General features: G+C 54.6%; 20 protein-coding genes and 1 pseudogene. 8 read left to right on the top strand and 13 right to left on the bottom strand.

Annotated elements, in window-relative coordinates; translation table 11 throughout:
• Window positions 1-3: 3 nt before the first annotated feature.
• Both WA367_RS02515 and WA367_RS02510 read right to left on the bottom strand, forming a co-directional pair.
• Window positions 4-210 carry a hypothetical protein gene (locus WA367_RS02515; RefSeq protein ID WP_336055222.1) on the bottom strand — a complete coding sequence of 69 codons (207 nt, stop codon included), beginning with the start codon at window positions 208-210 and terminating at the stop codon, window positions 4-6.
• Window positions 211-752: 542 nt separating this feature from the next.
• Window positions 753-1,418, bottom strand: a complete 666-nt coding sequence (locus tag WA367_RS02510) for a hypothetical protein (protein ID WP_336055221.1) — start codon at window positions 1,416-1,418, stop codon at window positions 753-755.
• Window positions 1,419-2,052: 634 nt separating this feature from the next.
• Between WA367_RS02510 and WA367_RS02505 the strand changes: the two genes are divergently transcribed.
• The 4 genes from WA367_RS02505 to WA367_RS18150 all read left to right on the top strand — a co-directional run bounded on the left by WA367_RS02505 (window position 2,053) and on the right by WA367_RS18150 (window position 8,196).
• Window positions 2,053-3,186, top strand: coding sequence for a hypothetical protein (locus tag WA367_RS02505; protein WP_336055220.1), 1,134 nt, complete (start codon window positions 2,053-2,055; stop codon window positions 3,184-3,186).
• Entirely contained in the window at window positions 3,183-5,216 is a 2,034-nt protein-coding gene (locus WA367_RS02500) for a hypothetical protein (RefSeq protein WP_336055219.1), read from the top strand. Before WA367_RS02505 ends, WA367_RS02500 begins: the two co-directional genes overlap by 4 nt.
• Complete coding sequence (locus WA367_RS02495) at window positions 5,217-7,481, top strand: hypothetical protein (RefSeq protein WP_336055218.1); 2,265 nt, start codon at window positions 5,217-5,219, stop codon at window positions 7,479-7,481.
• A gap of 631 nt (window positions 7,482-8,112) precedes the next feature.
• The gene (locus WA367_RS18150) at window positions 8,113-8,196 is read left to right on the top strand and encodes a DUF6471 domain-containing protein (protein ID WP_442935530.1); all 84 of its coding nucleotides are present in this window, start codon (window positions 8,113-8,115) and stop codon (window positions 8,194-8,196) included.
• Between the two features lie 1,097 nt (window positions 8,197-9,293).
• Here WA367_RS18150 and qatD read toward each other — a convergent pair.
• From qatD to WA367_RS02470, 5 genes are all read right to left on the bottom strand, one after another.
• Window positions 9,294-10,037, bottom strand: coding sequence for a Qat anti-phage system TatD family nuclease QatD (gene qatD, locus WA367_RS18145; protein ID WP_442935517.1), 744 nt, complete (start codon window positions 10,035-10,037; stop codon window positions 9,294-9,296).
• Entirely contained in the window at window positions 10,034-11,353 is a 1,320-nt protein-coding gene (qatC, locus tag WA367_RS02485; RefSeq protein ID WP_336055216.1) for a Qat anti-phage system QueC-like protein QatC, read from the bottom strand. Before qatC ends, qatD begins: the two co-directional genes overlap by 4 nt.
• The gene (locus WA367_RS02480; protein WP_336055215.1) at window positions 11,346-12,110 is read right to left on the bottom strand and encodes a hypothetical protein; all 765 of its coding nucleotides are present in this window, start codon (window positions 12,108-12,110) and stop codon (window positions 11,346-11,348) included. Before WA367_RS02480 ends, qatC begins: the two co-directional genes overlap by 8 nt.
• Window positions 12,107-13,873: a KAP family P-loop NTPase fold protein gene (locus WA367_RS02475; protein WP_336055214.1), complete on the bottom strand. Its 1,767-nt coding sequence runs from the start codon at window positions 13,871-13,873 to the stop codon at window positions 12,107-12,109. Before WA367_RS02475 ends, WA367_RS02480 begins: the two co-directional genes overlap by 4 nt.
• A 467-nt stretch (window positions 13,874-14,340) precedes the next feature.
• The gene (locus WA367_RS02470) at window positions 14,341-14,574 is read right to left on the bottom strand and encodes a helix-turn-helix transcriptional regulator (RefSeq protein WP_336055509.1); all 234 of its coding nucleotides are present in this window, start codon (window positions 14,572-14,574) and stop codon (window positions 14,341-14,343) included.
• A gap of 180 nt (window positions 14,575-14,754) precedes the next feature.
• On the opposite strand from WA367_RS02470, the gene WA367_RS18140 reads away from it, so the two are divergent.
• Entirely contained in the window at window positions 14,755-15,180 is a 426-nt protein-coding gene (locus tag WA367_RS18140; RefSeq protein ID WP_442935516.1) for a DUF6634 family protein, read from the top strand.
• Between the two features lie 118 nt (window positions 15,181-15,298).
• On the opposite strand, the gene WA367_RS02465 is transcribed toward WA367_RS18140, so the two are convergent.
• The 3 genes and pseudogenes from WA367_RS02465 to WA367_RS02455 all read right to left on the bottom strand — a co-directional run.
• The gene (locus WA367_RS02465; RefSeq protein ID WP_336055213.1) at window positions 15,299-15,589 is read right to left on the bottom strand and encodes a hypothetical protein; all 291 of its coding nucleotides are present in this window, start codon (window positions 15,587-15,589) and stop codon (window positions 15,299-15,301) included.
• A 343-nt stretch (window positions 15,590-15,932) separates the two neighbouring features.
• The gene (locus WA367_RS02460; protein ID WP_336055212.1) at window positions 15,933-16,190 is read right to left on the bottom strand and encodes a DUF2312 domain-containing protein; all 258 of its coding nucleotides are present in this window, start codon (window positions 16,188-16,190) and stop codon (window positions 15,933-15,935) included.
• Between the two features lie 168 nt (window positions 16,191-16,358).
• Window positions 16,359-16,472: pseudogene (locus WA367_RS02455) on the bottom strand (GapR family DNA-binding domain-containing protein); the annotation flags it as partial.
• A gap of 171 nt (window positions 16,473-16,643) precedes the next feature.
• Here WA367_RS02455 and WA367_RS02450 point away from each other — a divergent pair.
• The gene (locus tag WA367_RS02450; RefSeq protein WP_336055211.1) at window positions 16,644-17,849 is read left to right on the top strand and encodes an NAD(P)/FAD-dependent oxidoreductase; all 1,206 of its coding nucleotides are present in this window, start codon (window positions 16,644-16,646) and stop codon (window positions 17,847-17,849) included.
• 3 nt (window positions 17,850-17,852) lie between these two features.
• Here the strand turns inward: WA367_RS02450 and WA367_RS02445 are convergent, their stop codons facing one another.
• Both WA367_RS02445 and WA367_RS02440 read right to left on the bottom strand, forming a co-directional pair.
• Entirely contained in the window at window positions 17,853-18,155 is a 303-nt protein-coding gene (locus WA367_RS02445) for a DUF1244 domain-containing protein (protein ID WP_336055508.1), read from the bottom strand.
• Window positions 18,155-18,964 carry an N-formylglutamate amidohydrolase gene (locus WA367_RS02440; protein ID WP_336055210.1) on the bottom strand — a complete coding sequence of 270 codons (810 nt, stop codon included), beginning with the start codon at window positions 18,962-18,964 and terminating at the stop codon, window positions 18,155-18,157. Before WA367_RS02440 ends, WA367_RS02445 begins: the two co-directional genes overlap by 1 nt.
• Before the next feature lie 175 nt (window positions 18,965-19,139).
• Here WA367_RS02440 and WA367_RS02435 point away from each other — a divergent pair, with 175 nt between their 5' ends.
• Together WA367_RS02435 and pyk are read left to right on the top strand one after the other, a co-directional pair.
• Window positions 19,140-19,649 carry a DUF1036 domain-containing protein gene (locus tag WA367_RS02435; RefSeq protein ID WP_336055209.1) on the top strand — a complete coding sequence of 170 codons (510 nt, stop codon included), beginning with the start codon at window positions 19,140-19,142 and terminating at the stop codon, window positions 19,647-19,649.
• The gene (pyk, locus tag WA367_RS02430; RefSeq protein ID WP_336055208.1) at window positions 19,646-21,082 is read left to right on the top strand and encodes a pyruvate kinase; all 1,437 of its coding nucleotides are present in this window, start codon (window positions 19,646-19,648) and stop codon (window positions 21,080-21,082) included. Before WA367_RS02435 ends, pyk begins: the two co-directional genes overlap by 4 nt.
• Window positions 21,083-21,150: 68 nt before the next feature.
• Here the strand turns inward: pyk and WA367_RS02425 are convergent, their stop codons facing one another.
• Window positions 21,151-21,471, bottom strand: coding sequence for a hypothetical protein (locus tag WA367_RS02425; RefSeq protein WP_336055207.1), 321 nt, complete (start codon window positions 21,469-21,471; stop codon window positions 21,151-21,153).
• Window positions 21,472-21,518: the final 47 nt, after the last annotated feature.

Raw genomic sequence — 21,518 nt, 5'->3', positions numbered from 1 at the left:
TATTTAGGCCGCCCTGCCACCGTAGCGGCGCTTGGCTTCTTGGTAGCTGCGTTCATGCAGCGTTCCATGCTTCACTTCCGAGATGCGGCCAGGGTTAACGTCGAAATGCGCAGCGATACGGCTCTGAAGCCAGCCCTCCCATAGCATTCGGTGAACCTCGACAGCGTCTTCGAATGTAAGTCGGTAGCTCGGTGCAGAAGGGTCTTTCATGGTCGGTGTCTCCGTACAAGTGATGTACGATGGGCTTGACCACGGCGTGTTTTTGACTCAAAACACACTTGCATATCATCGCCATGTCCCGCGCCCATCGCTAAAATGATTGCGGGATGTGAACTTTGAAGCCGTCGCCTGCTGGGGAGTTGGCGGCGGTTTCTTCGTTCGAAGTCATAGATGATATGAGTGAATGCTGGGTTTTGAGTCAAGGCAACAAGAAATGCCCTCGCGCGCATCCACAAGTTACGCGAGAAAAACCCTTTAAAATCAAGGGACTGGCTTATCCTCCCAAGCCGTAGCGAAGCAGGTCCACGCTCGACTGTTGCTCAGAAGTAGCGTGATTCGTAGCAGCTGTCGAATGCTGCAGCGCACACCGATTCGCAATACATCAGATCACTTCGGTCAGTAGACGAGCTGCCAGAGCAACAAGCCTGCCCCTGCATTCAGCACTCCAGCCAAGAGGAATGAACGCCGTGTAGGCTGCCAGACAGCGTAGGCGGCGCTTGCGAGTGCCGCTAAAGAGATAAGCCAGATCATTCCTACTTTGCGTACTTTATATGTGGCGGTTGCATCTGCGGCGAGGATGGCGAGTTCTGAGACTGGTTTTCGGTCCCAGATGTCTCATGCTCAAATTTTTGAGGTGCACCTCTTTCAGGTTCTAAGAGATCAAGAAAATCGCCGTAGCTTAACGTGCCGTCCGAACCGGCTTCTTCACTGACTGCTATTCCCGCGTCTCTGAAGGCGCGCTGAATGGTTTCAGCTGCCTCACGGTCTTTTGGCAACACGACAGTATCTGATTCGGAAGGTTTAACGCTGGCATCGACGTTCCACCCACTTTCTTTGAAGAGCTCGATGAGTTGCGATGCAAAAGGATCGTCGTCGCCGTCGCCTACGGCGATAGAAACATCCGATGGCGCACCGCTCAATTGCTTGCGAATGGCCGCTTCCTGTTGCTCGTCTAGTCGTCGCTCAATCCTGTTCATTCGATCTTCAAGCCGATCCTGATACTCTTGGATCGTGCCGTTTTTGACCTCGAGCTCGCGACTAAGAGTTGCAATTTCTCGAACATACATTTTGTCGAGTAGAAACCAGCTTAGACTGCCGCCGACAAGCAGACCACCGACTAGCAACGTCGAGAAGGCGACGGGGGCGGCCGTCAGAACGCCCCACTCCGATTTAATATGTTCCCATAGCCACGTCCCCATGGGTGGAACATAGCAGTGCGCCCTTTGAATGTCACCGATCGTGGGACCCAGACACATGGCCCGCGTCTAAGGTGCTGGAGCTCCTCATTATCCACAAGAACGATCCTTGAGCATCAAGAGGTCGAGTTCTTAATCGGATCCTTAGGGCGGGTTAAGGGAATCCTTAAGCCCTACATCTCGAGCAAACCTAACGCTCTGAAATCACTCTACTTCTGCCGATCTTGTCCTTCTGGTCTACAGGAGTAGCCAGCCGAAAAGTAGGTAACGTTGCAGCGCTTGCGCTTCGTTCAAAGCGCACTCAAGCTTCAGGCTGCAACGTGCAGGAGACTGATATGAGAAAGGCTAAGTGGGTGGGTGGTTGCAAGTGTTGGATTAGTGGCAAGTACAAGCCTCAGTACCCAACTCCATCAATTCGACCCAAAGGCTCCAGCCTTCGCTGGATCGTGACGAATAACAGCTTCAGGAAGGTGCGCGGTATAGCAACGATGGTTGCCTGGTGTGCGCAATGAGTTTCTCTGAGGATGGATCCGGACTCACCCGGCTTCATACGCTTCAAAGCGCCGCTGTAGACGCTCTACTTCCAAGTGGTCTTGATCTGGCTCGTTTCAGGTACCCATGTGACGCAGCGGGGCACATGCAATTCGCGGCGACGGCGTTTTTGCTTTCTCTCAGGCGCACTGGGCGAAGCCGCGAAACAGTGGGGCAGTACGCCCGTATCATCGCTGATTTCTTGTGCGTACTTGATGAAGCCAATCCCACGCGTCCTGTAAAGTGGGATGAAGTTGACGACGACTTTCTAACTCGCTGGAAATTGCTGATGCTCGGGAGCAGGAAGGTACTTCCGAGCACGTTCCGCGGAAATCTGGGGGTGGTGCTTCAGTTTTTTCTTTATGCAGAGCGTAAGGGTTGGGCTAGTGGCCTTATTGGAGAAGTGCGTGAGGACACAAGTTACAGGGTGAAGGTGGCCCTTTACGGGAAAAACAGAGTAAACCATTACCTTCAGCCGCTTCGCTCCTCACGCAATGAGGCAAAGCTAATCAGCCACTCAGACTTTGCATTAGTTGATGCGCAAATCAGCCGCTCGTCGCATTCACGATTTACGCGGGAGTCTCGCCTGCTTGTAGTAAAGCTGATGCGAATTGCATCGCTGAGGCGCAGCGAAGTAGTGGCAATCGAGAAGCAACAGTTCCCCTCGGTAATGAAACTCAGGGAACATCGAGAAGCCGTCGCTCAGGGGCGAGCGCTACCGCTGATCACGCTGAGGGTCATAAGAGCGAAAAGGGCCGGGGCTAGGGATATCCAGATCCCGTTAAGTCTTGCGGAGGCCGTTAGCAAGTTTATTGAAGGCCCGAGAGCTAGGTTCCTTGCTAGCAGAGGGATCTCAGAGCACGCCTGCGAAAGCGTGTTTCTGTCGCAGAAGACCGGGAAAGCTCTCCTTCCACAGAGCATAACGAACTGGTGGAAATCAGCTGCGAATATTGCTGCAGAACGTCACGGGCGACCTGAACTCGCAAAAATTCGTCCTCATCATAACAGACACCGAGCAATCACAGACTTTGCGAGATACCGACTAGATGCTGGACAGTCACCGGCAGAGACATTGATCGCAGTCATGGCCTTCGCGGCCATAAAGCGATTGTCTACCGCCTCCATCTACCTGCATCTAGCTCATGAGGAAGCTGCAGCTGCCACTGGAGCAATGCGTTCTGCATTGCTTGATCGGGATACCGAGATCCAGAAACTAATTATGTTGGAGCGGTACCGGTGACCAAGACGACACAGGCAACTAAAGGTCAGCCACGCCATCGCCGGACACGCTCGGTCGACATCCTTGCGGACGGCTTTTACCCCGCGCCTGCCACCATCAGCCCCCGTCTTCCGCTAGTTCTACACTCTCCAACACACAGCACAGAGAGGAACCAGCAATGGTTTGATCTTACGGCGCTTAAGCCGTTCGGCGGACTTGCGCACCAGATGGCCAACGCCTTTCTGCGTTTCATATCTAGTCGGTCGACGAAAACCGCTCGAGGGTACCTCACGCCAATACGACGTGTATTTGGAAGCGTCGCGAAATCTTATCAAATTGACTGGTCACCCTCGAATTGGGAGAGGAACTTCGAGGCGGCTGCTCGTTCGGTTCGTGAAGATGCCAGCCTCCGGGCGGGCACTCGCAACCTGTATATCGCTAATGCAAATGCCTTCGCCGCCTCACTACAAGCTGAGGGGGTTTTACCAAGCTTCCGCTTGCCTACAGGAGTAACGAACGCGTTTCTCTCGGCCACACCCAAACCAGCAATATCTCAGCTAGCGCCTCGCGTGGCGGCCGACAGCGGGGCATTGGATGCAGCTTTCAATGACGACAAACATTCCCGCGAAACCTGGGAGCTCCTAACACAGCTGACAAATGTCACAGACCCTGAAGTGATGAAGGCTCGCCTCTCTACAATGCTGCGCCACCTTAGGCGGCTAGCAGAGCAAGGTATACGCCGACACTGGACGTCTCACCAACAGACTATGGCAGCTATCAGTCGGTCTGAGTTTGAAAAAGTTGAAGCATTCCTAAGTGCTAGCAATGGCCGGCTTAGCCGCGCCGCCGGATTTGGCAAAGGAAGTGTTTCTGCGTTCGAGACGGAGATCAGCCTACTCTCCTATATAGAGTACGCTCGCGGTGGCATCCTTCCGACTACCAACGACGACCCGCAACTGACAAGGCTAATTTATAACCGCTTTAGCTACCGAGCTCTCGATCGTCGGCTGCACCTGACGGGCGATGATTCAATCTACTACCTCATCATCGTGCTCATGGAGACTGCGATGAATGTGTCGAGTGCGTTGTCGCTCACTACCTCAGCTCTCGTAAAGGTAAACGAGGAAGACCTCTACCGTTTGCATTGGCACAAACATAGATCTGGCAATGAACCTCTTCATGACCTTTTTAGAAGAGGCGATGACTCTGCGCTTTCTCTATCAAGCAGCAAGCACATCAGCCTCGTAAATGTCATTGAATGTTTAATAAGATTGCAGCAGCGGCTTTCGCGGTCCGCGATCGAATCCGAGCAAGACCATCTGTTCCTGGTAAGCAATCTTTATGGTCCGAGAGGATCTCGAGGAGCATACCGCGTTGGCGTACTGAACGAGTTGGTACAGAACCGAGCTTGGCACCGGATCCGCCACGCGGACCCAGTTCTCTCCGCCTTCCCAATCAGTTTAGACCAAATTCGAAGCAGCGTTCTATTTATGGAGGCGCTCAACTCCGAGAATAATCTGGTCCAAGTCAACGCACGCGCGAAACACAAGAATTACCAGACAACCGTCCATTATCTACGAAAAGTCGCCGCCACCTCCTTGAATCACCAGCAAGTGCGCGAAGTGCAAGACTTCGTATTTGCCCACGCCACCGAGCGGCTTCCGGACCTCAGAGAGCGCTTTGTAGGCACTCCGGAGCGAGCTAAGGCGATCATATCTAAAGCTCGCCGCAAGGGTTTCGGTGAGTGGTCAGCTAAGCCAGCGGAAAAAGGTTCAGATACGACAGAAGCTGAAAACGTTTTGGTGTCGTGGATTACTAGCGGGACAAAAATCCTTCTCGCAGAGCCACAGGTTGCTGCTGAAATCTTCGCGTTCCGCAGACACCTCCGCGAGCGATCTCATGCCCGCCGTTATCCTGCTTCATGGACAGAAGTATGGGGACCCGTCCTCCTGTTTTTGAATGCAGCGTGGGAGGCCATCCCCCCGGACATAAAAGAAGAAGGCGAGGAGCTCGCGGGACAACTACAGGTGCTATACATGGAGCTGGACTAGATGACCGCAAGTCGTTCAGCGACAGTAGTTTCACGTAAAGAGTCAGAGGCTAACGTCCACAGTTGCTCCACCGCAAGCAGCGAACCTACCAAGCGTTTAGCTCCTCTAGCAATTCCATCGGATTTGCAGTCAGGTTGGAGCGATGCCGTATGGCGCTTCAACACAATGAAGGCCTCAGGATTGCACGCCATCAGATGGGATAGAAATCTACCGGATAGCGCATTACTTACGGACGATCATCACGCTTCACTATTAGAGAATGCGCGGCGTTTCCTTGCTGTTTTAATCGATGATCCACGGGCCGAATTCGCTATCGAGGCCCACGAGACTGCGATCGCACGCTCGATTACTCTACTTTCAATCATTGAGTGGACTGTAGGCCTCGGTTATCGAAGCCTTTCCGAAGTAACTCGTGCAGACTGGGAAGATTTCTGTGGCAAGCTGCCCTTCGGCCTGAACTTCGCGAAAGGCTTAGGCGCACCTCGCGAAAAGCGTATCACCGACGGCCGCATACTAGAAATATTTCGCGTAGCACAGTCGCTACATCTTCTCTACGCTTATCCGACCGAAAATGGATACCTTTTGCTCGATGGCTTCGAGTTTGATCCCTTCCCGGCGGGCAATTCACCAGCAGAGCTTGCTCGCAGGCTAGGACGTTCAACTGGTACTACACCAATCATTCCTTCTGCCATTGCATTGCACTGCCTAGATGCAGCCATTCAGTACATCGTTTACTACTCAGACGATCTAATAAACCTACATCAGCAAGTGACGGCTATCCCCCCGATCAAAGAACGATCGCGTCGGGCTCCAGGAGAGGCTGATCGTGTCGTCATGAAGGCCCTACTGGATCATATGAAGGGGAAACCGGTAGTTCCAGTTCGGAATGGGATAGTGCAACGTTCGGAGTTTGCTCGAGAACTAGGGTTGCATGTAACGCAGTTATATAAGCGCGATCTTCCAACTCTCATAACGGAGTTCGAGCAGGCAAGAAGAGATAGCGCTCGCTCCGAAGAACTCGTGCATCGTCTACATAAGGTCGCCACGGCCGAACCAGTTAAACGCGACCTGTGCTACCCCCGCAAAGGCAACTTCGATGCTTTAGGATTACCGTTTGTCGGCAAAAGAGGCAGCGCCGCTCCTTGGCCGATCACAACCGTGTATGCCTCTCGGAGGAGGACTGAGGGGAATAGTCTCGAGAAGGCACTAGCCACTCTGTGGACCTCGATATTCATCGTTATCGACATGTTCATGTCAGATCGATTGGGCGAGTGTCTTGGACTTACTGTTGATTGCATATCTGAAGGTGTGGACGGATATTACTTTAATAGCACCTTTCACAAGCAAACGAATGCGCAAATCGGTCAAGCAAATCTCAGGCCGTGCCCTGAGATCGTTGTGAAAGCTGTTGAAGTCGCGGAACGGTTGGGGCGAGACGCTAGAGCTGCAGTTAACACGAAGCGCTTGTTCGCGTTTAGCAACCGCTTGGGCAAAAGCGTTCTGAACCAAAGTACGGTGCAAAAATATGTCGCGGATTTCTGCCGCGATGTTGGAGCGCCAAAATCCGAGGACGGAAAAGAATGGCGACTTGCTCCGCACCAACTCCGTAGGTTTCTACCGAGCGCGTGGGTTTGGTACTTCGAAATTGGCCCAGGCTTGGATGCTCTGCGGCAGCATCTGCGGCACGAGGATATTTCGATGTCGCTGCGATATTGCTTAGATGAAACTAGCGATGCGCTCGCGACCGAAGAACAGCGTGAACTAACGGCTTCAATTCTCGAGCGATCAATATACGAGGGCTTGGATATCGTCGGCCCATTCGGGAAAAGGTGGCAAAGAATTGCCGCGCGCATACAGGTTGAAGCGGTGCCGCCGGATGAGGTCGGAGAGATAATTTCGGAAATTATCGAACAAAAGGACGTATTGTTGTACCCACAGCCGTGGGGCTATTGCACCTGGTGGCGTAACGCAGCAGCCTATGCCAAATGTTTAGAGCCAGCAGACCGACACGGCATACGATCACGTCCAGAGGGGCCTAAATCTGCTCAGCTCTGCAGTGGCTGCATCAACTGCATGGTAACAAAAGTCTTCGCTGGTTTCTGGGCGGACGCACAAACGCGCCATGAAGCCATAGCAGCCCGTGAGGATATTCCGGAAATGTTGAAGCAAGCGGCTGCAGAAGGATTACAAACAGCGAACCGGATGGCAGCCGAGCTTAGCATCAAGGAAGAAGGCAAATGTCGCAGCGACGATCCAGGAGCGTAAAAGCACTGTCGCCCAATACGCCAGCAGTTGCTCGTAAGCGCGCTCTTAACTGTCGTAGGACCATTGAGAGCTTCATTGCACGCCTTCGGGCTGTCAAAAGCTCTGCTGACCTTCACTTACTTGATGGGTTCGACACCTTCACCGTCGCAGGCTTCCTTTCTTTTCACCGGATGGGAACCGATACGCTCTACAAGACCCATCGTGATTTACTCGAAACGCTCAAGCACGAGCTCACACGGGTGGGTTCCCTTATGCGGAGGCCTGCGCCTCGCTCGGTCCGAACTCAGTCTCGGAAGAGTGAAATAGCACGACTAAAGGCTGAAATCTCTGAATTGCGCTCGAGGTTGGGAAAGCGAGAGCAGGATTGTTTGATACTTCTCCAGAAGCTAGAAGCAGAGATGGAAGTGTCAAAGCGCCTAAGGCAAGGTGCTGATCAAACCGGTCAACTGTCGGTATTAGGCCCGAAATGAGCTTGCGATTGAGCAGCCGAGGCAATTTGTCAGATACTTCCACCAAGGTATCTAAAGATGCGATGTCGGTTCGTATTCTAGCTCGTCCCCAAAAAGAGGACGCATAATCAACAGCCTAATTCAAACCCACGAAGCCAAAACACGCACCAATAAGGAGCGCTTTGGGGTTCTCACGGAGAAAATTCAGTGCTGCTTTCCTATTGCAGTGTCTAAGAGCGATCGGGGCAATTGAGATACGGCTGTAGTTTGCACCTGATCGCGTACTTTTTGTATGGAAGCTTCTGCTTCGCTGCAAAGGGAAAGTAGAGCCTGTCTTTGTGAGGATCCATCGCTTACAAAAGAGAGCACTTCATCCTTATGTTCGTTTGGCTTTCGAAGCCATCGCATCATATTTTGTATTTCCTGTAGGCTATCAAATGCGTTGACGGCGACTAACAGCGCACTCTGCGCTCGTGAAATGGCTGCATAGGCATCATTCTGCTCTGGTGTCCAATAGTACGCCTTTATCACTCCAATGTGATCGACTAATTCTCCCAACCACGTGTCTACTCGCTTCTTCTTTTCCTTTTGGCTTAACGGCCGATCCGTTTTCCTATCATAGCGAACCGCGGCCCAATGAAGCCATACGCCCATGGCTGCACCGATTATGCCACCCGCGACCCAGGGGAGGGCTTCCTCGCCAACGATGCCGACAATCCAATTCATGACGTCGCCCGGCATTCGAACAGGAGCGTCGTGCCATCCGAGATTATCGAAGAAGGCCATGACCGGCGGCTCAAAGAGCGCTGTGAGAACGAGCCCCAAAAGAGACAGCAAAATCCAGCGAATTATTTGCCCCATACTCAGAACCATGCCCGAATTTCTCCTGGTTGTGGAGCCGTCATATCGGCAACTTCACAATTAAAGCTTTCTACTTTTGCCATGTGAGGCCGGAGCCAGCTGCCATTAGACAGCAACCGCCACCAGACCTTCAACGCCTGATCTGTTAGCCCCTGCGGTCTGGTTGCAGGGGATCACCGAGGATGGACGTTGCAAATAGATTGAAGGCGAAGCGGGACGATCTGAGGGACCGTTCGTGATATCAAGACGCAGATCGCTCAGATACTCGTGTATGAAATTCCAGTAGACCGTGCTCTAAGCCACATCGACGTGCCGCCTGTCGGACGCTCGAGGGTTGATGGCGAGCCAGCCACGCATGATCTGCTCGAGGTAGCCAGGCTTGGTCAATCCTTCCCTGTGACTAATCCTGCAAGTTTCGCGCACTAATTTGATGCATGGATGCGACACTAATTTAATGCATTTGACTGAGAGGCCGCGATTGAAAATGTGCCGTTTTCAGCTCTCAATTAAATCTTGCCACTCGCGCTCCAAGCGTTCTGAGGTTGCGCTTCAATTGTAGATTCACCTCGGCCTCTTCACACTTCCATAGTATCGCCAACCTTCTCACAGTTTCAGCCAGCGCCTTCGCGGGGTAGTGCGCATCTCCGGTCGCAGCGAATGGAGCATCAGTTTCTGTAAGTATTCGATCGCGCGGCAGTATCGAAATTAGGCTAGAAGCGCGTCGGCTTTTCAGCATTGGCAGGCCGACTGAGAACCATGCCCCGAGATCGACTGCCCTTCTAGCGTTCGCATCGGATCCGGAGAACCAGTGAAGTATCGGGATTCCTGCGTCTCGGTGATGTGAAAGCGCATCAATTACATCGCTGCTAGCGTGACGGCTGTGTATGGACATTACACGTCCTCCGGCACTGCGACACCCCTTCAGGATCTGCTCGAAAACTTCTTTCTGTAGATCCATATGAGCAGCCGATGCAGCCCCTCCATCTAACCCAATTTCACCTACGTACTTTGTCTCACTGATCAGTCGGAGAAACAGTGCAACTTCCTTATGCCTCTCATGTACGAGTTGCGGATGAAGTCCCAATGCAGTTCTAATGCGTTTCTTGTTTCTGCCTATCTGTGCGGTTTTTAGGAATGCCTTCGGAGTGGTTGTTACTGAGAGGAGATACACACCAGCTGCGTCCGCCTCTTCGGCAGCCTTCGTCGGCGATTTGAAAAGGTCTAGATGGCAATGAAAATCGATCAAAGCTCGAAGCCTTGTGCACTGAGGTATGAGCGGAGCTCCTGAAGGCCGCTTTGATGCACCTTAAGCCAACCCTCTCGTTCTTTTTCGTCTAGCGGGAGGGGCCCACTGGATGCGGCTCGCTGCTTGATTTTGGCAGCGGATCTCGAGACAGCGATCAGAACGGCCATAAGGTCATCCCGCAAATCATTTCTCACCCATACATCCCACAAATTTGGGAACTGATACTCTGTTGTATCTGTGATACCCGCAGCGTGGAACGCGGCACGGCGTATCAGACAAGGCACGCAATGCCCACACTGCTTGTGCGCTCGCTTCCATTTTCCGCAGGACACCGTCCTTAGTGCGGTCTGCCTTAACGGTGCCGTCAAGCTTAGATCAGAGAGCATCTGGCCTTTGGTCATGTGCCTGTACCTATTCTCCACTGTGGTGGGGATGCCCACCTTCGTGAGTACGGTTTGCAACAGACCCAGAAAATGTGGATGAGTAGTACGCGTGCTATGAGAACCTATCCTTCTCCGCGTAAGAGGAGCGTTCAACGCGATGAACCCATTCTCCGGCACATATAGCTTGATTGAATTACTTTCGCCTCTCAGCACATGAAGCGCATTCGAGGCAACCACACCGTACGCGAGAAATCCGATGCTACGCGTCCGCATTGTAGTATCGTTCCGGTTTTGCCCTTTGAAGACGGGATTGGCGTTCGCTTCGAAACGAGGCAGGTTCCCACCTAAGCCAAGTGCAACCGACTGCTGGTACTTGCGGTCACCGCGGTAAGAGTGGCTCACGAGGATAGGAGTACGGCCCTCTTCAATCAGCTGTCGCGCGCCTATCATGCTATCGAGGCCACCTGAAAATAGACACACGCTATCCGCGGATCCAATCTCTAGGCGGTTCCTAACAGCACGGATTTCATCTTTCCCTGGAGGCGGCAGCCCGCCGTTGGTGAACTCCAAATTCCATGCATCGCCGCTTAGAAACGCGAGGGCGCGCTCGAGCTCGCCGGACACGCCTCGCCACGGGTCAGGTTCTGCGAGCGGAATTCTCAAGGTAAAGTCTCTCGCCCAACCGTCACCAGAACACTCTTCTCTACTGACAAATGTATCTGCTGCAGTAACCGCCAGAGCAATCGAAAGGAAATCTAACGCTCTAGTGCCTAAAGGTGCGCCAAGACGCTTTATCCTATCTCGTAGTTGACCTCCGACAGACGCTGTACCTTCGCGCGGTGGTCTTGAGCCGTAGAGGAAGACGTGCTTTGTACCAATGCAATCAGAAGCAGGGATGGATTCGACATTCGTATGAAATACGAGCCTAGTCACCGTATCCCTCCCAGTCTTGCCAGACCTCAATCACAACTCTTCTAGTGAATTGCTTAACTGCCGACGCACTCAAGCCCGAACGACCGTTGAAGTGTGACCCAAGCTTATCGTCTACAATTACGCGTATAAGTTCGAGTAAGTCTTGTTCAGCCCTAGCAGCACGAGCTGGATCGGAAGCGTTATTCCAAGAGTTTCCAGCTTCTCTGGTGATGTCCTGGAAGATCGCCTGTGACAGGAATTCGGCAATAATCCGGTGAATAGTAGTTTCATCCAGTCGCTGCGGATCGAATAACTCATTCTCATCCAGGACTTCCGCCATCGCCTCGTTTATAGCTTCTCGAATGGGATCAGCATCTGCATTCGTAGGTGCTAATGCATCGGCTAGTCGCTGGCACACAACATCCAATGCCTGTCCAGTCAGCGATTCTTTGGCTAGACCTCTCTCTGCTGCATCGGAACCGGTTCCGGCAAGTGATGAGAGGACGGAATATAATTCCCCACTAGCCGCGTAGAAATTACCGAAACGCCGCGCAGCTACACTGTTGCCGCCAGTAGTAGTGCGAGCGTAATGCCCGAGCGCTCGGCGCAGATAGCGCTCCTCCCCCGTTCTCAAATGCTTTCCAAATGCAGTGCGGAAAGACTGGAAGCGCTTTTCTGGCCCCTTAGGCAGTGCAGCTCCAGGCTGATCATCTGCCCAAGGAGGGACCATGGGCTGGTCCTTGCCGCCACCCTTTGCAGACGCGGACGTCCCCATCATCGTTCTCCTTCACTAGAACCAATGCGCATTAAGCGCTTCGCCCAGCGTGGGGCTTCCGACATCCCTTCTACGTACCGGACCAGTTTCGCGTGCGCGTCATTCCACCGCCGCGCCAGAACCACTGCACCTCGGAAGTCGCTGCGCGCCCGGCTCCAATCGGGGTTCCTGCTAAAGGCGGAGATAATCTCCTCCATTGCCAGACCGGCTTCATCAGCGCCTATACGTTCAGCAGCACTAGCTGAGATCGCTGAATGCACCGTCGAAGTTTTCAGAAGGATATCAACCGCTTCCTTCGCAGTAGAACTCAACCGCGAGCGTACGAACTGGACGGGGAGTGTCTCACGGGCAAGATACACAGCCGGACGTAGGTCCGTATCCCCCAAGGAGGGGTCCATACTTAGCCATTCAGCCAAAAATTCGGAGAAATTAACCCACTCATCCGGCAGCAGCTTCTTTAATTCCGAGCGATCAGCCGCTTCCAATTCACTAAGTATCGAAACCTTACCATTAGGAGCAGCTCCTACACGCGTGCTAAGGCCTCGAATCGCCTCTTCACTTGTGCAGCGCTCAAAAAGCAGCAGCTTCGCAATTATTGCCTCGTCGATTTCCATTTTCCGTCGCCGGGCCACGGATGACCGCATGCGGATGACGTTCAGCATCCTCTTGATGATCCTAGGATTGCCGCTCACGCGTTGAGAAAATGCGAGTATGCTCGCGAGACGGTCCATAGTATCTAACGACCGTCTAATTTCGGAATCCCTGGATAAGCCGAGCTTCTCTACCACCTGATCTACGTCGAAGGGAGGTTCGTCCGACCAAGACCGCCGCAGGGATTCGATCAGATGCACACGGAGAGCCTCTACCTTAGAGGGATCTATTTCGGCGCGGGTAGCGGTAAGCATGAAGAGATACGCCCGAACCTCGTGCAGCCCCACCTGAGGCAGTCTGACTGGAACCTGGATTAACTTGTCGAGATATTCGGACACATGCCGTTCGCCGGGATCAGAAAAATACTTTGCTACGGCGTGGCGGATCATTTCTTCATCAGCAGCTACAACGAAAGCTGTCCGCGGAAGAAACAAGAATAGGCGCATAGCTTCCAGCGTAGAAATCGCTTTCGAGGGGAGGCAGCGATCCAAGTTGTCAACGAAGACAACAATTTTGCGATCAATAGTATCCAGGAGGTCACTGAACTCGCACCGAAAGGCAGCTATTTCTTCAGGAGGACTGCGCTCCTGCTTCTCACGAACTAGTCCACTGAGCAGTTCTCTTCCTTGACTAATTCCATCTTTGACTGCTTGTACGTCGGCTTCGGTAGATTTCCCTTCAGCTATATTCGTTGCAGCGCCAGCCGCTCTGCTAAAGCCGCCCATTGTCGGGATGCCAAAAGCAAACGCGCCCATATCAGCTGCTAACCCAAGTAGCTTCAGCTTGTTGGTTCGTTCGAGGAAGCTTTTTGCCTTCTCTTTGAAGGTCTCGGGAGTTGCCCGATAAAGACTTGTGGCGATGACCGCCATAAGCGCAGCTTTCGCTTCATCGAAATCCTGGTAGAGCCAAGCATCAAAGGGAATGATGAGATTTTTATCGTCGGCTGAAAGCTCCTTTTCAACCAACTGCAGGACCGTTGATTTGCCCATACCCCAGCTACCGTAAACTCCGATCGAAATCGGAAGCATCGTGTCGTCCGATATCATCTCGCAGATCATCTCGGAGACTTCAGAATAGTTGAGGTAATCAACGCTGTTTTCGCTATCTGCCCACATTCGCCCCCCCACTGCGGGTGCCCGCAGACAATGAAATCAACCTATACGGGATAATTCATCTATTAAACAAGCCTTGCAATGTATGCACAGGATTGCTCAGCCTCGGGATCTGGCGGCGCGGCCTGTCCGGAAAAGCGCGACTAGGGAAGGTAGATGCTTGAAGTCAGCCAAGTGTTTGAGGCGTGGTATCCGGTTAGATGCTCAGACGATCAGGGGAATCCTTAAGACGACACAACAATAGCGGCTTCACCCCGAGTGTCTCACCTATTCAGACTGTGGTGAGAGTCATTCAGAGGACTGTGATGGTCCTCTACGGGCTTTTCTCGGACACAGAACCTGCCCGTTGTCGTGTCGAGTAAAAGACTAGCTCGTCAAAGAAACCACAACGTCTATCATTCTAGTTAAGCAGGACTTTTGATCTCGCCTCTTAATCATGTCAATGCGGAATGGTGTTGGAACTAGCGTTCTTAGCTGGCTGATCTACGCGGTCGACGTACAGCAACAGCAGGACCGTGTTCTGACGATGCGGGCAGAAAAATTATACCTGCTCTTTCCAGCGCCGCTCGCACACGATCCACAACATCGAGCGCGACACCTTTTCCCCCTGCTTCTAGGCGCACTATCGTCTGTCGGCTTACGCCCGCACGAATGGCGAGCTCCGCTTGACTGAGCCCCAGTGCGACACGTGCAGCCCTCAACATCTGAAGGATTTCGGCAAAGGATTCCATAAATCCTACAGGAGCGACAACCAGCTACAAGTCAAATTTGGGACATCTTGCTCACTCAGTTGACTTCATGCTAGATATTTTGGACACACTGCGCCGGCAGCTTGGTGAAGCGTCACCACGAATCGCCGCTCTCCCACGCGAGGAATCTAGAAGATGTTCAGAATTGGCTCACCGCTCAGACCTCAGGTAGCGCAGGAACTATGGGAAGAGATTCAGAGGCTTGAGGAATTAGTCGCGCAGCTACGAATTCTTCTAAGCCCTCCGGTTCTTCTTGATCGGCATTTTGAGAGCGTGCACAAGAATGCCATTCCCATTGAGCAGTGGCATTTTTCCGAAAGATGGGTACCATGCCTCACCGGAAGCGTAACGGATCATCCAAGTCTCGGTGAAGGGCCACATAGAGTGCGAACATCGCAACTATGGGCCGTCTCGGAAGAACTAAAATTAGCTAGAACATACTCCCGCTGGTATCGCCTTGGGAGCAAAGCTCGCAACTCTTCACACGATCTTGCGGATACTGGTTTCGACCCTTGGGGGGATCGAGGTTTCGACTTGCGTGAAAATAGCGATAGTGACTAGCGACAGCTCGCCTAGGCCGATCAATGGTGTCGACGGGTCGGCGGGGCGAAAGCAATGAAGGCCGCAGAGAGGACTCGATCAGCAATAAACCGATCGCAGTTCCTTTAGCGGAGGCAGCTCAATCCAGCGTCAGTACGCCCTTTTTCACAAATTGCGTGACGTCATATTCGGCAGAGATCAGGGGAGTGGCGTTTGGTTTGCCACCATACTGCTGGATTTGGTCACCCGATAGTTCAATGAGGTACTCAGGGTCGGTCCAACTTATACGTCCACCTAGCGTAGGCACGCCGAACTGCTTGGCTTCAGCTTCATAGGTTCCTGGCGGGAGCGTAATCGTAGGATTAACGTCAATCTCGACTGGCCCTTTACATCTCAAACGCACACGTGTTGCTTTAGTTTTTTGGTTCATGCTCCCCTCCCCAATAGGAGTAGCCTATAAGGAGGCACGGCGAAGCGTCAACGGACCACACATGCATATAGGCCCCGATGATAAACAAGATAGGCTCTCTTTCCGCGAACACTGCCACGCAGCTGCTTGCTATTTCCAGCGACAGTTCAACTAGTGCAACGCAGATTTAGCCCTCGAAGACCAATCAACCCTGTTTGCCGCGCAGCGAGCGACCCTACCCTTCATCGCTCCGCGCCCACAGGGAAAAGCAGGCGCGAAGGTAGGGCAAGAGCTATTTCTCAAATGTGGTAATAACCTCAAACGGCGATCGTGGAACCTACATCGCGTATATGCAGCACCAATACTACGCCATTCCTAAAGCTTGTTTGTAAAGCTCAAGCATAGCCTCTGCTTCCTGGCGTTCCGACTGGTCCTGCTTCCGAAGCCGCACCAAAGCTCGGACCGCCTTTGGGTCGAAGCCATTGCCCTTTAGCTCTGCATATACCTCTCGAATATCATCGCTGATGTTTTTCTTTTCTTCTTCGAGCCGTTCAATTCGCTCCACGAAAGCACGGAGCTGGCCTGCGGCTACTGTTTGGGTGTCCGCCGTAACTTCGTCCATTGTTCAATCCTTCTGTGCACCGTCACGCCTAATATGCAACCAAGAGCTCTCACCGCGGATCGCGTAACCCGTCAGGAGTTATCTGGAGTCCTCCCGATAATATGCTGATCCGCAAGTCTCTGGTTCGTCTCGACTTTTTGTAACAGGAGACTATTCGCTAGTGTGAAATTCTTCCGAGATCGTCTTCTTCTCTTCCTCAAGCCGCTCCACGCGCTCGATGAAGGCCCGCAGCTGGCCGGCGGCAACGGTCTGGGAAGTCTCGCTGGTGATATCGTCTGCCATGACACTCTCCGAATGTAATGTGATGCCCGACTCGCGGGAGAAAACTGGGTTGCGGTTCGATGCCCCAGCCGCCCCTGCGGGTCAAGGCTTGAAACGCGACCTGCGTCATTGGCTCTGCCTGCCGGGCAATGCTAAGGGCTGCGCTTTATGATGAAGGATGCGCGAGCTGCGATGAGAGTTGATCATTACGACACGGTGATTCTGGGTGCAGGCGCGGCCGGAATGATGTGCGCGATCCACGCCGCTTCCCGCGGCGGCCGTGTCCTGGTGGTGGACCATGCGAAAGCGCCGGGCGAAAAAATCCGTATCTCCGGCGGCGGGCGCTGCAACTTCACCAATATCGGTGCGCGTGCGGAGAACTTCATCTCGGGCAACCGGCATTTTGCCAAGTCGGCGCTTGGTCGCTATACGCCGCGCGATTTCCTGAACCTCGTCGAAAAACATGGCATCCCCTGGCATGAAAAAACGCTTGGGCAACTCTTCTGCGATCGATCCGCCAAGGACATCATCGAGATGCTGCTCACGGAGATGAAGCAGGCAGGGGCCGAGCTGAGACTGCGCACAACGCTGGAAAAGATCGAGAAGACGGATAGCGGCTTTTCGCTCACCCTCGGTGGAGACTGGCCGGGCGCAATCAGCACGCGCAACTTCGTGGTCGCATGTGGCGGTAAATCCATTCCCAAGATGGGAGCGACCGGCTTTGGCTATCAGCTTGCCGAGCGTTTTGGCCTTACCGTTACCGAAACACGGCCCGCGCTCGTGCCCCTGACCTTCGGCGAGGATGTTCTTGCAGGCTTTCGCGAAATCGCTGGTATATCCGCCAATGCGACAGTCGCGAGCAGCAAGACCCGTTTCGATGAAGCCATACTCTTCACCCATCGGGGTATGTCTGGCCCGGCCATACTTCAGATCTCGTCCTACTGGCGTGAAAGGCAGCCGATCCGTATCTCTCTCGAACCACAGATCGACATCGCAGCAAGACTCGTCGAAATGAAGCGCGAGTTCCCGCGCAGAACCGTGAGCACCGCTCTGGCAGAAATCTTGCCCAAACGTCTCGCCGCCTATCTGGCCCGAGCGCATGGCTGGAACGGCGTGCTGGGCGAACTGCCCGACCGCACGCTCAATGCGATCGCGGAAGCGCTGAGAAACTGGGAGCTATACCCGATCGGCACCGAAGGCTATCGCACTGCCGAAGTGACACTTGGTGGCGTTGATACCGCGGGCCTTCACTCAAAGACGATGGAGACGAAGGCCGTGCCGGGGCTCTATTTCATCGGGGAAGTCGTGGACGTCACCGGCTGGCTTGGCGGCTACAATTTCCAATGGGCTTGGTCGTCCGGTTGGGCAGCCGGCACGGCCATCGCGGAAAGACCCTAGTCGCTAATCCTCGCGCCGCTCGGCAAATTTCTGCTGCTGCTCGGGGCTTGCTTCGGTCTGGTAGCGTGAGCGCCATTCCTCATACGGCATGCCGTAGACGATCTCGCGCGCCTCATCCTTCGTGAGCGGTGTGCCACCCTCTTCCGCCGCTTCCTGATACCAGCGCGACAGGCAGTTGCGGCAGAAGCCGGCGAGATTCATCAGGTCGATATTCTGCACATCCGTGCGCTCGCGCAGATGCGAAACGAGCCTTCGAAAGGCCGCAGCTTCCAGATCGCGTGTCTGTTCAGGCGTCAGCTTGTCCATCATTCTCTCCCTGGCACCGGTCCGGTCCGCGACGGCCCGATGATGCTTTCATGCAGCTCGGGCTGCGCGTTCAGATCCATCAGCATCGGCGCGAGGCGGTTTGCCCATTCCTGAATGCCCGCTTCCCCTGATATCAGGTCCTGACGCACCTCGATCAAGGCATGGGCGTAGCCTTTTACCGTGCAATGCTTGAACATGCTGTCACCCGCCAGCGCTCCGTCATAAGGCTCGTTGTCGCCAACAACGAGACCCGGCTCGGCACGAAGCATGTTCAGAAGAGGCGTCACCGCGCGCGCATCGCTATCCCATAATATACCGACATGCCACGGGCGCTCGCGCCCCTGCATGCGCGGCGTGTAGGAATGCAGCGAGATGACGAGAGGCGGCTTGCCAGCCCTTTCCTCCACCTCGTCAAGCAGCGCATCAACCGCTTCATGATAGGGCTGATAGTAGCGCGCCAGCCTCAGCGCCCGCTCTTCCTCGCTCATGGGATAATTGCCCGGCACCACCGTACCATCATAAAGCTGGCGTATCAGCGTCGGATCATCCGCGCCGCGATTCGGATCGATCAGGAGGCGCGAAAAACGCGCCATGATGGCCGGCGCACCGGTAAGCCGCGCCAGTGCACGCGTAAGCCCTTCAATGCCGATGTCATAGGCGATGTGCCGCTCCATCTCCGATGAGGGAAGTCCCAGCGATCCATACTCCTCGGGCATCAGATTGAATGCGTGATCGGCAATGAAGACGAGCCCCAGGGCGCTGTCACCATCGATTCTCTCATGGGGCTGGAATTGTGAAGCGGCTGTCATATGGCTCTGGCAAGGCATCGGTTGGAAAGGGCCCTTCTTTCCAAAACTCGTGCGCGCATGCAATCTTTTGATGGAAAAGACGCTTTTGGCTTCCCTGATCTTGCCGCTGCGTTGACACTGACACGGACATTGCCGAAAAGGTATCCATGCTGATTTTCATGGATAGAGCGTGATCATGCTGTCCGCTAAACCGAATAAAATGGTGCGGTCGGCCGCTTTGCTTGCCGCTGCAGCGACCGGCTTCCTGCTTTTGGGCGCGAAGCCAGGCCTTGCGGATTTTCGTGTTTGCAACGCGACGCAGAACCTGGTGGGCGTGGCGATCGGGTACCGCGCGGCAACGGGCTGGATCAGTGAAGGTTGGTGGCACATCGAGGGCTCCACCTGCAAGACGCTGATCGAGGGCAGGCTGGAGTCCCGCTACTACTATCTTTACGCGGAAGACGCGACACGCGGCGGGCGCTGGGAAGGGCCGGTGCAGATGTGCGTGGCCGACAAGGAATTCAAGATTTCAGGCGTGAACGATTGTTTTGCCCGCGGCTTCCAGCGCGCAGGCTTTCAGGAATATGACACAGGCGAACAGGAGAACTGGATGGTGCAGTTGACGGATGGCGGACCTTCGACGGTTGATCAGGAAAGCGCGGGCCCCGCTGCGGCTGCACCAGCCACGGGGGCATCCGCACAATGAAGCGCAATCGCAAGGTCAAGATCCTCGCCACCCTGGGGCCTGCATCTTCCGAAAAGGAACAGATCGCGGCACTACACAAGGCTGGCGCTGACGTCTTCCGCATCAATATGAGCCACGCCGACCATGACCTGATGCGCACACTTGTTGCCCGCATCCGCGACGTGGAGAAGGAAGCTGGCCGCCCCATCGGCATTCTGGCTGACCTTCAGGGGCCAAAGCTGCGCGTTGGAACTTTTGCCGACAAGGGCGTGACACTGGAAGTAGGCCAGGACTTCACGCTGGACGACGATGAAGCGCCGGGCGACACCACACGTGTGCACCTGCCGCATCCCGAGATCCTCAAATCCGTGGAACCAGGCCACCGCCTGCTGATCGATGACGGACGTCTGCAGCTTGTCTGCGTCGAGACCACCGGCACGGCCCTCAAATGCCGCGTTGTCGCCGGCAACAAGATTTCCAACCGCAAGGGCGTCAGCCTTCCCGACACGGACCTGCCGCTCGGCGCATTGACCGAGAAGGACCGCAAGGACCTTGAGGCGGTTCTGGAAACCGGCGTCGACTGGATTGCCCTTTCCTTCGTGCAGCGCCCGCAGGATCTGGCCGATGTGCGCAAGGTCGCCCGTGGTCGCGCTGCTCTCATGGCGAAGATCGAGAAGCCGCAGGCCGTGAAGCGCCTCAGCGAAATCCTCGAGCTTTCGGATGCGCTGATGGTCGCACGCGGAGATCTGGGTGTTGAAATGCCGATCGAATCGGTGCCCGGCATCCAGAAGCAGATCACCCGCGCCTGCCGCCGTGCAGGCAAGCCTGTGGTGGTTGCCACCCAGATGCTGGAATCAATGATCACCGCTCCGGTGCCAACCCGCGCGGAAGTCTCCGACGTGGCGACCGCGGTATTCGAGGGTGCGGACGCCGTGATGCTTTCCGCCGAATCGGCAGCTGGCGAATATCCAGTCGAGGCCGTGTCCATGATGGATGCCATCGCCACCAAGGTGGAGCGTGATCCGACCTACGCCAACATCCTGAATGCGCAGCGCTCAGAGCCGGAATCCACCGGTGCGGATGCAATCTCGCTCGCGTCACGTCAGATTGCCGAGACGCTCAACCTGTCGGCGATCATCACCTACACCTCCTCCGGCACCACCGGCCTTCGTGCAGCGCGTGAGCGTCCGCATGTACCGATCATTGCCCTGTCGCCTGTCGTGGAAACCGCTCGCCGCCTGAGCCTTGTCTGGGGCACGCATTGCGTGGTCTCTGCCGATGCGAGCGATCTCGACGACATGGTGGACCGCGCCTGCCGTATTGCCTTTGAGGAAAAATTCGCAAAGCCCGGCGACCGCGTCATCATCACCGCAGGCGTGCCACTGCGCACGCCCGGCGCCACCAACATGTTGCGCATCGCCTATGTCGGCTCCGACGGCCTGAGCGGCATCTAGTGGCTCCAGCCATAAACTGAACGCACGAAGCGCCGGGGCATGCCTCGGCGCTTTTTTACCGCCAGCGCCTACTCCAGATACTCCCTGACCAGCCGTATTTTGGTACCCTGTACCGAGTATTCCCGTGTGGTACAGGCGCGGGCACCACAATAATAGTGGTTGACGAACTCCCATTGGCAGTTGAAGCCGCCAAGCCGGACAATGACATTGCCATTCGCGGCAAGGGAAAATGTTCCGGGGTCTTCGCTCAGCCCGGAGCCTGCGACGCAGGCCTTCTTCACCTCACTCCGGATCATTCCCTTCAAGCCGGTATATTTCGCGTCATTCACGCCCTGTGCTGCTGCGGCACTGGCAACAACAATCAGCAGTATCGTGAGAAAGTTTCTCATGGCGTGGACCCCTCACCTGATAAGTTCAGGGTAGAATCTCACACCAA

Source organism: Nitratireductor sp. CH_MIT9313-5 (assembly GCF_037029545.1).
Classification (GTDB): domain Bacteria; phylum Pseudomonadota; class Alphaproteobacteria; order Rhizobiales; family Rhizobiaceae; genus Chelativorans.
The sequence above is the reverse complement of the archived record's forward strand: the minus strand, read 5'-3'. Positions and strand labels throughout refer to the sequence as shown.

Bases quoted from the DNA above. Each gene is read 5' to 3' on its own strand.
- WA367_RS18140 (WP_442935516.1), top strand. From the start codon at position 14,755: ATGTTCAGAATTGGCTCACCGCTCAGACCTCAGGTAGCGCAGGAACTA.
- WA367_RS02515 (WP_336055222.1), bottom strand. From the start codon at position 210: ATGAAAGACCCTTCTGCACCGAGCTACCGACTTACATTCGAAGACGCT.
- pyk (WP_336055208.1), top strand. From the start codon at position 19,646: ATGAAGCGCAATCGCAAGGTCAAGATCCTCGCCACCCTGGGGCCTGCA.
- WA367_RS02465 (WP_336055213.1), bottom strand. From the start codon at position 15,589: ATGAACCAAAAAACTAAAGCAACACGTGTGCGTTTGAGATGTAAAGGG.
- WA367_RS02495 (WP_336055218.1), top strand. From the start codon at position 5,217: ATGACCGCAAGTCGTTCAGCGACAGTAGTTTCACGTAAAGAGTCAGAG.
- WA367_RS02435 (WP_336055209.1), top strand. From the start codon at position 19,140: ATGCTGTCCGCTAAACCGAATAAAATGGTGCGGTCGGCCGCTTTGCTT.
- WA367_RS02510 (WP_336055221.1), bottom strand. From the start codon at position 1,418: ATGGGGACGTGGCTATGGGAACATATTAAATCGGAGTGGGGCGTTCTG.
- WA367_RS02425 (WP_336055207.1), bottom strand. From the start codon at position 21,471: ATGAGAAACTTTCTCACGATACTGCTGATTGTTGTTGCCAGTGCCGCA.
- WA367_RS02450 (WP_336055211.1), top strand. From the start codon at position 16,644: ATGAGAGTTGATCATTACGACACGGTGATTCTGGGTGCAGGCGCGGCC.
- WA367_RS02445 (WP_336055508.1), bottom strand. From the start codon at position 18,155: ATGGACAAGCTGACGCCTGAACAGACACGCGATCTGGAAGCTGCGGCC.
- WA367_RS02460 (WP_336055212.1), bottom strand. From the start codon at position 16,190: ATGGACGAAGTTACGGCGGACACCCAAACAGTAGCCGCAGGCCAGCTC.
- WA367_RS02505 (WP_336055220.1), top strand. From the start codon at position 2,053: ATGCAATTCGCGGCGACGGCGTTTTTGCTTTCTCTCAGGCGCACTGGG.
- WA367_RS02475 (WP_336055214.1), bottom strand. From the start codon at position 13,873: ATGTGGGCAGATAGCGAAAACAGCGTTGATTACCTCAACTATTCTGAA.
- WA367_RS02440 (WP_336055210.1), bottom strand. From the start codon at position 18,964: ATGACAGCCGCTTCACAATTCCAGCCCCATGAGAGAATCGATGGTGAC.
- WA367_RS02480 (WP_336055215.1), bottom strand. From the start codon at position 12,110: ATGATGGGGACGTCCGCGTCTGCAAAGGGTGGCGGCAAGGACCAGCCC.
- WA367_RS02470 (WP_336055509.1), bottom strand. From the start codon at position 14,574: ATGTTGAGGGCTGCACGTGTCGCACTGGGGCTCAGTCAAGCGGAGCTC.